Genomic DNA, 14,045 nt, shown 5'->3' with positions numbered 1-14,045 from the left:
GCTATTGGTTGGACCAATTTACGCGAAGGGGAAAAGAGTAGGCCGGGTAAGCGCAGCGCCACCCGGCATGAAATCAGAACGCCGTCTTACAAAAACCCGTCATCTCTTTCAGGCCCATTTCGCGGCCAAGCTCGGTCATCGGGTGAACCACCACCAGACCACGGACGCTTTTCTTCAGCTTGCCCATGTCGGCCTGCTCTTTTTTGGTGATCGCACGGCGGTGCGGCATGTTCATCAGCTTCTGCGCTTCTTTGCTCAGCTTCTGGCCTTTGACCTCGCGCAGGCGCTCGATCTCCGCTTCCAGCTTCGCGGTCTCTTTCTCAAGCTCTGCGTACTTCTCGGCGGAGTCGACCAGCGACAGGCCCGCCATCTGATGGCGGATGAGATCCAGGCGGTCGCTCAGGCGTTTAATTTCGTTCTTTTCGACTTCTTTCATGACAAATAACTCTGAAAACGGGGAATTTACAGGGAAGGATACACCAATGTGAGCAGGCTTACTTCTGAAACGCTTTTTTTAAGCTGATTCGGGAAATCAGCTCAGTCAGGGAAAGGACCATCGTAGAACGGACAACCTGTTGATAACGCAGCTTTTGCATCGCGTAGAGCTCCGGGTCGCTGTTATCAAACTGCGGTGCCGGAGGGAGCGCGGTGACGCAGTGCAGCTCGCCGAACGGCCCCAGGATCTCATCGTCGGTAAAGGTGTATTCGTTACCGTCATGGTTGAGCTCTTCGCGCAGCGCCATTAGCAGCTCCGCATCTTCATACTCTTGTCGGTTCAGCACGCCAAGACCATAAATCAGCTTCAGACGCACGGATAAATCGCCCAGCGGTCCGTCTCCGTCCAGTAACGGTTCTACAGCATATTTTACCGCGTAGTCGTCTTTGCGAAACACCTGAAGCACCAGGATATTCACCGCCTCGGTTAACAGCTCGACGGCGGCAATCAGGAAACTTCGTACGGTTTTGCCAGCATTCAGACGCTCAAGCACACGATTTTCAAAGGCCTGGGTTTGTTCCATTATTGCCTGCATATCTGACAATCTGTTATCCGGGCGCAGGCTAACCTGCGCCGCATTGTGCATCATTTGGTTGCGTTGTATGCGTTAACCGCCTCCACAACCACGTCGCTGTTGGCGTCCAGACCGGAAATCTGCGCCAGCGCAGCCTGCGCGCCCTGGGTATCAATCAGCTGAGCCAGTTCCTGCGCCTGCGGGTCCTGCTCGCTGCGGTAGTGCATCGCGGCGGCAATTCCTTTCACCAGGTTGGCGTGCGGCAGACCGTATTCCAGCGTGCCCAGCAGCGGCTTAATCAGGCGGTCGCCCGCGCTCAGCTTACGCAGCGGCTGACGGCCCACGCGCTCAACGTCATCTTTCAGATACGGGTTTTCAAAGCGACCGAGGATTTTCTGGATGTATGCTGCGTGTTTCTCAGCATCAAAACCGTAGCGTTTGATCAGCACCGCGCCGCTCTCTTCCATTGCCCCTTTTACCACCGCGCGGATCTTCTCATCGAGGATCGCATCACGAATGGTCTGATGACCGGCCAATTTTCCGAGGTACGCGGTTATAGCATGCCCGGTGTTCAGCGTGAAGAGTTTGCGTTCGACAAATGCCATCAGGTTATCGGTTAATTCCATTCCCGGAATAGTAGGCAAGTCGCCTTTAAACTGGGTTTTATCAACGATCCACTCGCTGAAGGTTTCTACGGTCACTTCCAGCGGATCGTGGGTCGCGGATTCGGACGGCGGGACGATACGGTCAACGGCGGAATCCACAAAACCGACGTGCGCTTCCACCCAGGCTTTGTCTTCATCTGCCACAGCGTTGAGAACGTAGCCTTTCAGCTGCGTGGTGCCGCGCACCATGTTTTCACAGGCGATGATGTTCAGCGGGGTGTCGATACCCTGCGCTTTACGTTTTGCCAGGCCTTTCGCGACCGCAGGGGCGATGCGCTCAAGCACAACCGGGCCCACGGCGGTGGTGACCAGATCGACGCTGGCGATAAGGTCAATAACGTCGTCGCCGATGCTGCTGACCGCGTTGACGCCAGATACTGTCTCAACCTGCTCGTTTTCGCCCACCACATGGACCTGATAGCTATGACGGGCATTCAGGGCATCCAGGACGACCTGATTCACATCGGCGAATGTCAGGGTAATGCCCGCGTCTGCCAGCAGTTTACCGATAAAACCACGACCGATATTACCTGCGCCAAAATGTAATGCTTTCATAGTGTTAACCTTCATCAATGTTTTTACCCGAGAGGGCTGGGGTGAGGAACGTTTTCCCCTCACCCTAGCCCTCTCCCCGGGGGGAGAGGGAGGAGTACCGTTATTTGTTAAGCAGAGCCAGAACTTCTTCAACGCTGGTGGTGTTCGCCAGGCGCTCAATAACCGTTTCGTCATCCAGCGCGTTGGTCAGGCTGGTAATCACCTGAATGTGCTCGTTGTTGCGAGCGGCGATACCAATTACCAGACGGGCGATGTCATCTTCTTCTTCACCGAAGCGAACGCCCTGCGGGTACTGACAGAATACGACGCCGGTTTTCAGGACGCGATCTTTCGCTTCAACCGTACCGTGCGGCACCGCGATGGATTCGCCCAGATAGGTTGGCGTCAGTTTTTCGCGTTCCAGCATCGCGTCGACATATTCAGGCTGAACGTAGCCGCCTTTCACCAGCTGCTCACCGGCAAAGCGAATCGCGTCTTCTTTGGTGGCCGCGGTACGACCGAGGAAGATGTTTTCCGCACCCAGCTTAAACAGGTGGGCGTTGCTCTCGTCAAAGCTGTCCTGCAGGCTGGAGCGCACTTTCACTTCGTTGTCTTCGTGACGCTGCGCGGCAACCAGACGTTCGGTCAGGCTGGTGTACAGGCCGCTGTCGAGGAAGTTGGTCAGCGAAATGTGCTGTGCCTGTGGTACCTGACGCATGGCGCGTTCGGTCAGATCGCGGTGCGTGATCACCAGGTCAACATCCGGCGGCAGGCTGTTAATGGCGCTGTTGGTCACGGAGATGTTGGTCAGGCCTGCATCCTGCACTTTCTTACGCAGCACGCCTGCACCCATTGCGCTGGAACCCATACCGGCATCACAGGCAACGATGATTTTACGCACGTGGCTCAGGTCGTTAGAAACATCACCTGCTGCCAGTGGCGTTGCGCCTTTGGATTCGGCTTTCATGTCGTGCATACGACGGGTTGCGGCTTCGATGTCATCATCTTCTTTCACCTTGCTGGTTTTCAGCAGGATAGAAGAGACCACGAAGGAGACGGCCATTGCCGCAAAGATAGCTGCGAGGTTCGCGAAATAAGCGCCTTTTGGCGTCATCGCCAGTACCGCCAGGATAGAACCCGGAGAGGCCGGAGAAACCAGACCGCCGCCCAGCACGCTCAGCGTGAACACGCCGGTCATACCGCCGAGGATAACGGCCAGGATCAGACGTGGGTTCATCAGCACGTATGGGAAGTAAATTTCGTGGATACCGCCCAGGAAGTGGATGATCGCCGCACCGCCAGCAGACTGTTTTGCGCTGCCACGGCCAAAGAAGATGTACGCCAGCAGTACGCCCATACCCGGACCCGGGTTGGCTTCAATCAGGAAGAAGATGGACTTGCCGAGATCGTGTGACTGCTGAATACCCAGCGGCGAGAAGATACCGTGGTTGATGGCGTTGTTAAGGAACAGGATTTTCGCCGGTTCAACGAAGATCGACGCCAGCGGCAGCATCTCATGCGCCACCATGAAGTTTACGCCTGCCGCCAGAACTTTAGACAGCACTTCAACCGCAGGGCCAATGCCGAGGAACGCCAGAATGGCGAGGATCATCCCGATGATGCCCGCAGAGAAGTTGTTCACCAGCATTTCGAAGCCGGATTTGATCTTACCATCAACCCAGACGTCGAATTTCTTAATCGCCCAACCGCCCAGAGGACCGGCAATCATCGCACCGAGGAACATCGGCATATCCGCACCGACGATAACACCCATGGTTGTGATGGCACCCACGACGCCACCACGGTCACCGCCCACCAGACGACCCCCGGTGAAACCGATGAGCAGCGGCAGGAGATAGGTAATCATTGGGCCAACAAGTTTCGCCAGCGTTTCGTTAGGCAACCACCCTGTCGGAATGAACAATGCAGTGATGATACCCCACGCGATAAACGCGCCGATATTTGGCATCACCATGTTGCTGAGGAAACGACCAAAGCTTTGAACTTTGATCTTGAAATCGGATGACATAAAACACCCCTTCTTCTGTTTACGCTTAGGCTTATGGCCCGAGGTTTATTGTTAATGAGGCGGCAGAGGTAGCCGGGCCCTGTTCTGATGCTGTGAAATCTGGCACTGAATCGTTCAACTGTCCAGACAGGGAAAATTTATGTGATGCGTGTCACGTAAAGGCAGGGGGTAGGGATGTCAATGAAGTGATCTCAATCACAAAATAAGTGGGCAAAAAAAATACGATGGCGAGAAAAAAAGCAAAATCCACCCCTTTGTGTGATTACCGTCACGTTTTGTCATGACGAGTTTGTTTCTGGATTGTGACTGATTTCACAAAATATTTTTATGCAGATTTCTCCGGCTGTGATCGGCGGCAAACTCTGCTTCGCGTTTCAGCGCCAGGATGATATGGCACGACACGATAAGCTAAAAAACCACTTTTGATGTGTGGTATGGCGAAAAGTTAAAAGGTGGATTACGCTCATATTGTAAGGTTAAGTCTATTATTATTCAGGATATATTTTGACACGCTTATAAACTTGCATGGAGATATTATAAAAACTCATACTCCCCGGCTCGGAAATAGTAAGCACATCCCCGTGTTTATAAAAAAATTAATTAGGTTGCGTACCGTTTTATTAATTTAATGAGTTGACGTTGTTTAAGTGAGGAGAATATGTTTCTCAACTATTTTGCGCTGGGCGTATTGATTTTTGTATTTCTGGTTCTCTTTTACGGAATCATCGCCATCCATGATATTCCTTATAATATGGCCAAAAAGCGTAACCATCCGCATGCCGATGCCATTCATACGGCAGGCTGGATTAGCCTGTTTACACTCCATGCCATCTGGCCATTCCTGTGGATTTGGGCCACGCTGTACCGCGAAGATCGCGGCTGGGGCATGCAGAACCACATCACAAAGCCTGATGAAGTTCCGGGCATGGATGCGCTGGCCAAACGCGTGGCGGAACTCGAACAAAAGCTGGCTGCAGTACAGCCCACTGCTGATAAGAACACGCTGGAGCGCTAATCATGGATCTGTTGATTATTTTGACCTACGTGGCATTTGCCTGGGCCATTTTTAAAATATTCCGTATTCCGGTCAACCAGTGGACGCTTGCCACCGCAACATTAGGCGGCGTATTTATTGTTGCCGGACTTATTCTGTTAATGAACTATAACCATCCGTATACCTTTACGGCGCAAAAAGCGGTTATTTCTATTCCAATCACGCCGCAGGTGACCGGTGTGGTCAGTGAAGTCACGGATAAAAATAACCAGCTAATTAAAAAAGGCGAAGTGTTATTTAAACTGGATCCAGGCCGCTATCAGGCGCGGGTCGACAGACTTCAGGCCGACCTGGTGACCGCGACGCACAATATCGATAATCTGAAGGCGCAGCTGGCGGAAGCCGTTGCCAATACCACGCGCGTCTCCGCTGAACGCGATCGCCTCTATAAAGATTATCAGCGCTACCTGAAAGGCAGCCAGGCGAAGGTGAATCCGTTCTCTGAAAGCGATATCGACAACGCGCGGCAGAACTATCTGGCACAGGATGCGCTGGTGAAAGGCTCCGTGGCTGAACAGGTGCAGATCCAAAGCCAGTTAGACAGCATGGTGAACGGCGAGCAGTCACAGATTGCTTCGTTACGTGCCCAGCTTGCCGAAGCCAAATATAACCTGGACCAGACCGTAGTGCGTGCGCCGAGCGATGGTTACATCACCCAGGTGCTGATCCGTCCGGGGACCTATGCCGCCGCGCTGCCTCTGCGTCCGGTGATGGTCTTCATTCCTGAACAGAAGCGTCAGATTGTGGCCCAGTTCCGCCAGAACTCGCTGCTGCGTCTGAAACCGGGCGATGAAGCGGAAGTGGTGTTTAACGCCCTGCCGGGCCAGGTATTCTCCGGGAAGCTCACCGCAATTCTGCCGGTGGTGCCGGGGGGAACCTATCAGGCGCAGGGTGCGCTCCAGTCTCTGACGGTCACGCCGGGCACGGATGGCGTGCAGGCCATCATCGAGCTGAGCCCTGACGCTGAAGTCGATGCCCTGCCGGACGGTATCTATGCCCAGGTGGCGGTCTATTCGGACCACTTCGCTCACGTCTCGGTCATGCGTAAAGTACTGCTGCGTATGACCAGCTGGATGCACTACCTCTACCTCGATCACTAATCCTTCAGGGCAGGAATGCGACATGCAGACCTGCCCTTTTTTCATCGCTTGATCCATACTGACTTTTTTCCGGCATTAAGGATCAGGCAATGAAACTCATCGGCAGCTACACCAGTCCCTTCGTGCGAAAAATCTCGATTCTCCTGCTGGAGAAGGGGATTGAATTTGAATTCGTGAATGAACAGCCTTACAACGCGGAAAACGGCGTTGCGCAGTACAACCCGCTGGGAAAAGTCCCGGCGCTGGTCACGGACGAGGGCGAGTACTGGTTCGATTCCCCAATAATTGCCGAGTACATTGAGCTGCTGGGCGTTGCCCCGGCTATGCTGCCTGCTGACCCAAAAGCGGCGCTGGCGGTGAAGCAGGTCGAAGCCCTGGCCGACGGTATTATGGATGCGGCGTTAACCTCCGTACGGGAACAGGCAAGGCCCGCTGCCCAGCAGTCGGAAACGGAACTGTTACGCCAGCGGGAAAAAATCAGCCGCAGCCTGGACAGGTGTGAACAGCTTATCCGGGAGGGAAAGATCGACACCGACAGCCTGAACCTGGGGACCATCGCCATCGCCTGCGCGATTGGTTATCTCAACTTCCGCCACGTCTCCCCGGGCTGGTGCGTCGACCGTCCGCTGCTGGTGAAGCTTGCAGACACGCTGTTTAGCCGCGAGAGCTTTGCCCGTACCGAACCACCAAAGGCTTGACGCGGGTTATAACACTTCGCCGTCGGAGGCGGTACAATCCCCCCACATGTTAACTCCCTCTCCCGTCGGGAGGGGGGAAGATATTTACTCGCCAGGCGCCTTCATGACTACTCATCATTCGCTGTACAGCCAGATCCCCGCTACCGACCGTCTTCTTCGCGAACCCCGCATTCATGCTGTTGCTGAGCGTTTCGGCCATACCGCGACGGTGGAAATGTTACGCCTGCTTCAGGACGAAGCCCGATACGCGATTCAGGCAGAAAACGCCTTGCCCGCCTGGTGTAGCGCGTGGGAGCAGGAAGTTGAACAGCGGCTGGATGAGAAGGCGCAAAGCGCATTACGCCCGGTGATAAACCTGACCGGAACCGTGCTGCATACCAACCTGGGGCGCGCGCAGCAGGCGGAAGAGGCCGTTGCCGCGGTCGTGCAGGCCATGCAAGCGCCCGTAACGCTGGAGTACGATCTGGACGGCGCCGGACGCGGGCACCGCGACCGCGCGCTGGCGGAGCTGCTGTGCCAGCTGACCGGCGCGGAAGATGCCTGCATTGTGAATAATAACGCCGCAGCGGTGCTGCTGATGCTGGCGGCCACCGCCAGCGGCAAAGAGGTGGTGGTATCCCGCGGCGAGCTGGTGGAGATTGGCGGAGCGTTTCGTATTCCTGACGTGATGCGCCAGGCGGGCTGTACGCTGCATGAGGTGGGTACCACTAACCGTACCCATGCGAAAGACTATCGCGCGGCGGTGAATGAAAATACCGCCCTGCTGATGAAGGTCCACACCAGCAATTACCATATTGAAGGCTTCACCAAAACGGTTGAAGAGGCGGAGCTGGCGGCGATTGGGCGCGAACTGAATATACCGGTGATTGCCGATCTCGGCAGCGGCTCGCTGGTGGATCTGAGCCTGTACGGGCTGCCAAAAGAGCCGATGCCGCAAGAGATGATTGCGTCGGGCGTGAGCCTGGTCAGCTTTTCCGGCGACAAACTGCTGGGCGGGCCGCAGGCCGGGATTATCGTCGGCAAGCGCGAGCTGATTGCGCAGCTGCAGCAGCACCCGCTTAAGCGCGCCCTGCGCGCCGATAAAATGACGCTTGCCGCGCTGGAAGCGACGCTGCGGCTCTATCTCCACCCGGAAAAACTGGCCGACCGCCTGCCCACGCTGCGTCTGTTAAGCCGCGATGCCGCCTCGATTCGCGCCCAGGCCGAGTTACTGCTGCCGCGCGTCGCCGCGCATTACCCCGATTTTGACGTTCGCATTGAGCCCTGCCAGTCGCAGATTGGCAGCGGGTCGCTGCCGGTGGACAGGCTGCCGAGTGAGGCGCTGACGTTCACGCCGCGTGACGGGCGCGGCAGCCAGCTTGAGGCGCTGTCGTCGCGCTGGCGCGGTCTCTCGACGCCGGTTATCGGGCGGATTTACGACGGCCGAATGTGGCTGGATCTGCGCTGCCTTGAAGATGAAGAGCGATTTCTGGAGATGTTGTTGAAATGATTATTGCCACCGCCGGTCACGTTGACCACGGAAAAACCACGTTACTGCAGGCGATTACCGGCGTAAACGCCGACCGCCTGCCGGAAGAGAAAAAGCGCGGCATGACCATCGATCTGGGCTATGCCTACTGGCCCCAGCCTGATGGCCGCGTGCTGGGCTTTATTGATGTGCCGGGGCATGAAAAGTTTCTGTCTAACATGCTGGCGGGCGTGGGCGGCATCGATCATGCCCTGCTGGTGGTGGCCTGCGATGACGGCGTGATGGCGCAAACCCGCGAGCACCTGGCGATCCTGCAGCTAACCGGCAACCCGCAGCTGACCGTGGCGCTGACCAAAGCCGATCGCGTGGATGACGCGCGCGTCAGCGAGGTGCGCGAAACGGTCCAGGCGACACTGCGGGAGTATGGCTTTGCCGACGCATCGCTTTTTGTCACCGTGGCGACAGAAGGGCGTGGTATCGACGAACTTCGCCACCATTTGCAGCACCTTTCATCACGCGCTCACGCTAGCCATCACCGCTTTCGTCTGGCGATCGACCGGGCCTTTACGGTAAAAGGTGCGGGGCTGGTCGTAACCGGCACCGCGCTGAGCGGTGAAGTCAGCGTGGGAGATACCCTCTGGCTGACGGGCGTGAATAAACCGATGCGCGTGCGCGGACTGCATGCACAAAACCAGCCCGCTGACCGTGCCCACGCCGGACAACGTATCGCGCTGAACATTGCCGGGGATGCGGAAAAAGAGCAGCTGAACCGCGGAGACTGGCTGCTGGCCGATGCTCCACCGGAACCGTCTGAACGCGTGATTGTCTCCCTGCAGACACACATACCGTTGACCCAATGGCAGCCGCTGCATATTCACCACGCGGCCAGCCATATCACCGGGCGCGTGTCGCTGCTGGAAAACGACCTTGCCGAGCTGGTATTCGATTCGCCGCTCTGGCTGGCAGACAACGATCGTCTGGTACTGCGTGACATTTCTGCAAGGGAAACGCTGGCGGGCGCGCGCGTGGTGGCGCTTAACCCACCTCGACGCGGCAAGCGTAAGCCGGAATATCTGCAGTGGCTGGCCGCGCTGGCGCAGGCCAAAGAGGATAACGCCGCGCTGCGGGTGCACCTCGATCGCGGGGCGGTGAGTCTGCGTGATTTTGCATGGGCACGCCAGCTGAGCGGGGAAGGCTTACGCCAGCTGACCCAGGAGCCGGGCTTTATACAGGCCGGAGACAGCCTGCTCAATGCCCCGGTTGCTGCGCAATGGCAGCGTAAAATACTGAACACGCTCGCGACTTACCATGAACAGCATCAGGACGAGCCTGGCCCGGGGCGCGAGCGTCTGCGACGCATGGCGCTGCCGATGGAAGACGATGCGCTGGTGCTGCTGCTGATTGAAAACATGCGCGAAAGCGGGGTGATTAAAAGCCACCACGGCTGGCTGCACCTGCCGGATCACAAGGCCGGGTTCACCGCAGATCAGGAGGCGATATGGCAAAACGTAGCCCCGCTGTTTAGCGATGAGCCGTGGTGGGTTCGGGATCTGGCCCGCGAAACGAATACCGAAGAGCAGCTGATGCGGCAGGTGTTGCGCCATGCGGCGCAGCAGGGGCTAATCGTCGCGATCGTGAAAGATCGTTACTACCGTAACGATCGCATTGTGGCGTTTGCCAACCTGATCCGCGAGCTGGATCAGGCGCGCGGCTCGACCTCCGCAGCGGATTTCCGCGATCGGCTGAACGTGGGCCGTAAGCTGGCGATCCAGATCCTGGAATACTTCAACCGCATCGGCTTTACCCGCCGTCGCGGTAACGATCATCTGTTGCGCGATTCGTTATTATTTCCTGAAACTCCGTGACCTCCGTCGTAAACACCGTTACCGGCTGGCGAGAAAATCGCCAGCCGGAACTACCCTTGTTGTACACCAACAGCAAGGAGACGGACATGACAAACAATCCTCCCTCATCGCGTATCCAGCCCGGCGAGTATGGTTTTCCCCTCAAGCTGAAGCCCCGTTATGACAACTTTATTGGCGGCGACTGGGTCGCGCCCGTCGACGGCGAATACTATTCCAACCTGACCCCGGTTACAGGCCAGCCGCTGTGCGAGATTGCCAGCTCCGGTAAGCGTGATATCGACCTGGCGCTGGATGCGGCCCACAAAGCGAAAGAGAAATGGGCTCACACCTCCGTGCAGGACCGGGCGGCGATCCTGTTCAAAATCGCCGACCGGATGGAGCAAAATCTGGAGCTGCTGGCGACGGCGGAAACCTGGGATAACGGCAAGCCGATCCGGGAAACGATGGCGGCTGACGTGCCGCTGGCTATCGACCACTTCCGCTATTTTGCCTCCTGTATTCGCGCGCAGGAGGGCGGGATCAGCGAAGTTGACAACGACACCGTGGCGTATCACTTCCACGAACCGCTGGGGGTAGTAGGCCAAATTATTCCGTGGAACTTCCCGCTGCTGATGGCGAGCTGGAAAATGGCGCCCGCGCTGGCGGCCGGAAACTGTATTGTGCTCAAACCGGCGCGTCTGACCCCGCTCTCGGTCCTGCTGCTGATGGAAATCGTTGGCGATCTGCTGCCGCCGGGCGTGATTAACGTGGTCAACGGTGCGGGCGGTGAGATAGGGGAATATCTGGCCACCTCAAAACGGATTGCCAAAGTGGCGTTTACCGGGTCGACGGAGGTGGGCCAGCAGATCATGCAGTACGCTACGCAAAACATCATTCCGGTGACCCTCGAGCTGGGCGGGAAATCCCCGAACATCTTCTTCGCGGACGTGATGGAGGAAGAGGATGCCTTCTTTGATAAAGCCCTGGAAGGGTTTGCGCTGTTTGCGTTTAACCAGGGCGAAGTCTGCACCTGCCCAAGCCGCGCGCTGGTGCAGGAATCCATCTACGAGCGCTTTATGGAGCGGGCCATTCGCCGCGTCGAGTCTATCCGCAGCGGTAACCCGCTCGATAATGTCACCCAGATGGGGGCGCAGGTCTCGCATGGACAGCTGGAAACGATCCTCAACTACATCGACATCGGCAAGAAGGAGGGGGCGGATATTCTCACCGGCGGACGCCGTAAGGTGCTCGGAGGGGATCTGCAGGACGGGTATTACCTTGAGCCGACGATCCTGTTCGGGCAGAACACCATGCGCGTTTTCCAGGAGGAAATCTTCGGACCGGTGCTGGCCGTGACCACCTTTAAAACGATGGAGGAGGCGCTGGCGATTGCCAACGACACGCCGTATGGCCTGGGGGCAGGCGTCTGGAGCCGCAACGGTAATCTGGCCTATAAAATGGGCCGCGGCATTCAGGCCGGACGCGTCTGGACCAACTGCTATCACGCCTATCCGGCACACGCGGCATTTGGCGGTTATAAGCAGTCGGGCATCGGGCGTGAAACCCACAAGATGATGCTGGAGCATTACCAGCAGACCAAATGTCTGCTGGTCAGCTATTCCGATAAGCCCCTGGGGCTATTCTAGTCGCCCAGCTCAGGCCGTCCGTGGGCGGCCTGAGCGATTTGCTGGCGCAGGCAGTTCAGTACGCCATCCAGAACGTATTGCACGCGCCAGGGCTGGTATTCGCGTTTGCGGAAGATGGCGGTAAGGTCGAGCCACCACTCTTCCTGATGCGGGAAGCAGGGGACGAGCATGCCTTTCGTTAATTCTTTTTTCAGGCTCTCTTTTGGCGCAAAAACAATCCCAAGATTATTTCTTGCCAGCTCCAGGGCCGTCTGCGTATTGTCGCAAATATAATTACCGGTCACCCGGTAGTCATGCACGTCATCGCTGCCGTGCACGCGGAAACGCCAGATGTTGGCTTCATCGACCAGCATGGAGTCAATGAGAATACAGGAGTGATTAATTAAATCTTCAGGTCCGGTTAAGGGATGTTTATTTAAATATTCTACGGTTGCGAAGGCCGTAACGGAATATTGTGTCAACACGCTGGCAACCAGGCTTTCGTCTTTCGGCTGAGCATAGGTAATTAAAATGTCGCAGTCATCCGGAAAGGTAACGCCTTCTGAAAATTCATTCCGGTCCAGATTGTAGGTTTTCAGGGAGATGCGGATGTCGCCGATGTCTTCTATCTGATGGATCACGTGTCGCGCGAGGTAGGTCACGATACCTGTTGGGGCATAGATCGTCACTTTTCCGCGCTTTTCATGCTTATAATCAGCAATGAAATTAACAAGCTGGCTGTTCTTATCCAGCGTGGCATTCACGTAGGGGAGTAACGCTTCACCAAACTGGGTCAGGGCCAGCTGCCGCGTGGTGCGCTCAAAAACCTTGAGCCCAACCCGCGTTTCAAAATCAGACAGATATTTACTGACGTTGGCCTGCGCCATACCCAGCAGGGCGGCGGCATCACCAATGCTGTGGGTGGCTGCAATGACGGAGATAATTTTTAATTCGCGTGGTTTTAGCTGTAATGTACTCATTATGCACACCCATCTATATGATTTTATATATAATATTATATAAACCGCAGCGTTGCATTGGCAATTTTGTAACCATTATTATGCGCCTCGCTTGTTTGGCATATATATGGATTACATGGAATGACTATTAAATACAATTTACTGATCGCTGCCACGTTATTTGCATCAACGTCTGCCATGGCCGGTGAATTTTCACTTGGTGCGGGGGCTGTATTTAATGAGTCTCCTTACAAAGGCTATAACGAAAATACGACCGCAGTACCGTTGATTAGCTACGAAGGCGATCGTTTCTACGTTCGTCAGACCACGGGCGGATGGATCCTGTGGAAAGATGCAAAAAATGAATTGAGCCTGACCGCAACGTGGATGCCGCTGCATTTCGCCCCTGACGATAACGACGATCATCAGATGAAGCAGCTTGATGAGCGTAAAGCATCCGCCTTCCTCGGTGGGGCGTACTACCGCCACGAAAGCTGGGGTTCGCTGAAAGTGGCGGTCTCTGGTGATGCCACGGATGAAAGCGGCGGCGTGATCGGCGAAGTATCGTACTTCCGTCCGATCAAAATGGAGCGCCTGACCCTGACGCCTTCCGTAGGTGTGTTCTACAGCGACGAAAGCTATAACGACTACTACTACGGCGTATCCGGTAGCGAGTCTCGCCGCTCCGGACTGGATCAATACACCGCCGGCGACAGCTGGACACCATACGTTGGCCTGGCGGCTAAATATCAGTTAACCCAGAAGCTGTATCTCAACGCCAGCGCGGTCTACACCGTGTTGCCTGACGACGTGAAGAACAGCCCGATGATCGACCGCGACGACAGCTTCACGCTGATGACCGGCCTGACCTGGCGTTTCTGATGCGGTAAAGCCGGGTGGCGGCGTTGCCTTACCCGGCCTACGATCTTGCCTGCAGTGCTGTTCCTTAAAGCCCATCTCAATGCCCGATCACTGCCCGTAGTAGGCATTCGCCCCGTGCTTACGCAGATAATGCTTGTCGAGCAGTTCCTGCTGCATAACCGGGATCTGAATCAGCTA

General features: G+C 56.2%; 12 protein-coding genes and 1 pseudogene. 7 read left to right on the top strand and 6 right to left on the bottom strand.

All coding sequences use genetic code 11. The features are described 5' to 3' along the window. Window positions 1-73: 73 nt before the first annotated feature. The 4 genes from ACOTXI_RS18230 to ACOTXI_RS18215 all read right to left on the bottom strand — a co-directional run bounded on the left by ACOTXI_RS18230 (window position 74) and on the right by ACOTXI_RS18215 (window position 4,238). Window positions 74-436: a YibL family ribosome-associated protein gene (locus ACOTXI_RS18230; RefSeq protein WP_008502724.1), complete on the bottom strand. Its 363-nt coding sequence runs from the start codon at window positions 434-436 to the stop codon at window positions 74-76. A 58-nt stretch (window positions 437-494) separates the two neighbouring features. After that, window positions 495-1,085, bottom strand: a complete 591-nt coding sequence (mtlR, locus tag ACOTXI_RS18225; RefSeq protein WP_045907898.1) for a mannitol operon repressor MtlR — start codon at window positions 1,083-1,085, stop codon at window positions 495-497. After that, window positions 1,082-2,245 carry a mannitol-1-phosphate 5-dehydrogenase gene (gene mtlD, locus ACOTXI_RS18220; protein WP_084831969.1) on the bottom strand — a complete coding sequence of 388 codons (1,164 nt, stop codon included), beginning with the start codon at window positions 2,243-2,245 and terminating at the stop codon, window positions 1,082-1,084. The genes mtlR and mtlD overlap by 4 nt, the downstream gene beginning before the upstream one ends. 85 nt (window positions 2,246-2,330) lie before the next feature. Further along, the gene (locus ACOTXI_RS18215; RefSeq protein WP_021242437.1) at window positions 2,331-4,238 is read right to left on the bottom strand and encodes a PTS mannitol transporter subunit IICBA; all 1,908 of its coding nucleotides are present in this window, start codon (window positions 4,236-4,238) and stop codon (window positions 2,331-2,333) included. A gap of 658 nt (window positions 4,239-4,896) precedes the next feature. On the opposite strand from ACOTXI_RS18215, the gene ACOTXI_RS18210 reads away from it, so the two are divergent. The 6 genes from ACOTXI_RS18210 (at window position 4,897) to aldB (ending at window position 12,048) form a co-directional block, all read left to right on the top strand. Next, a complete protein-coding gene (locus ACOTXI_RS18210) occupies window positions 4,897-5,253 on the top strand; it encodes a DUF3302 domain-containing protein (protein ID WP_008502729.1) in 357 nt (118 codons plus the stop codon). A 2-nt stretch (window positions 5,254-5,255) separates the two neighbouring features. Continuing rightward, window positions 5,256-6,392: an HlyD family secretion protein gene (locus tag ACOTXI_RS18205; RefSeq protein ID WP_008502730.1), complete on the top strand. Its 1,137-nt coding sequence runs from the start codon at window positions 5,256-5,258 to the stop codon at window positions 6,390-6,392. An 89-nt stretch (window positions 6,393-6,481) separates the two neighbouring features. Then, entirely contained in the window at window positions 6,482-7,090 is a 609-nt protein-coding gene (locus ACOTXI_RS18200; RefSeq protein WP_008502731.1) for a glutathione S-transferase, read from the top strand. 103 nt (window positions 7,091-7,193) lie between these two features. Then, a complete protein-coding gene (selA, locus tag ACOTXI_RS18195; protein WP_058653902.1) occupies window positions 7,194-8,579 on the top strand; it encodes an L-seryl-tRNA(Sec) selenium transferase in 1,386 nt (461 codons plus the stop codon). Next, complete coding sequence (gene selB, locus ACOTXI_RS18190; protein ID WP_058653903.1) at window positions 8,576-10,423, top strand: selenocysteine-specific translation elongation factor; 1,848 nt, start codon at window positions 8,576-8,578, stop codon at window positions 10,421-10,423. Before selA ends, selB begins: the two co-directional genes overlap by 4 nt. A gap of 86 nt (window positions 10,424-10,509) precedes the next feature. Further along, on the top strand, window positions 10,510-12,048 hold the full coding sequence (gene aldB / locus ACOTXI_RS18185) for an aldehyde dehydrogenase AldB (RefSeq protein WP_058653904.1): 1,539 nt from the start codon (window positions 10,510-10,512) through the stop codon (window positions 12,046-12,048). Here aldB and ACOTXI_RS18180 read toward each other — a convergent pair. Continuing rightward, the gene (locus tag ACOTXI_RS18180) at window positions 12,045-13,007 is read right to left on the bottom strand and encodes a LysR family transcriptional regulator (RefSeq protein WP_008502735.1); all 963 of its coding nucleotides are present in this window, start codon (window positions 13,005-13,007) and stop codon (window positions 12,045-12,047) included. The genes aldB and ACOTXI_RS18180 overlap by 4 nt on opposite strands. Before the next feature lie 120 nt (window positions 13,008-13,127). Between ACOTXI_RS18180 and ACOTXI_RS18175 the strand changes: the two genes are divergently transcribed. Further along, the gene (locus ACOTXI_RS18175; protein WP_058653905.1) at window positions 13,128-13,868 is read left to right on the top strand and encodes a MipA/OmpV family protein; all 741 of its coding nucleotides are present in this window, start codon (window positions 13,128-13,130) and stop codon (window positions 13,866-13,868) included. An 87-nt stretch (window positions 13,869-13,955) separates the two neighbouring features. On the opposite strand, the pseudogene araD reads toward ACOTXI_RS18175, so the two are convergent. After that, window positions 13,956-14,036, bottom strand: a pseudogene (gene araD / locus ACOTXI_RS18170) (L-ribulose-5-phosphate 4-epimerase); the annotation flags it as partial. Window positions 14,037-14,045: the final 9 nt, after the last annotated feature.

It is taken from the genome of Enterobacter cloacae complex sp. BZL2005, from assembly GCF_049238885.1.
Lineage (GTDB): Bacteria > Pseudomonadota > Gammaproteobacteria > Enterobacterales > Enterobacteriaceae > Enterobacter > Enterobacter roggenkampii.
This window is presented reverse-complemented; position numbering and strand designations above follow the sequence as displayed.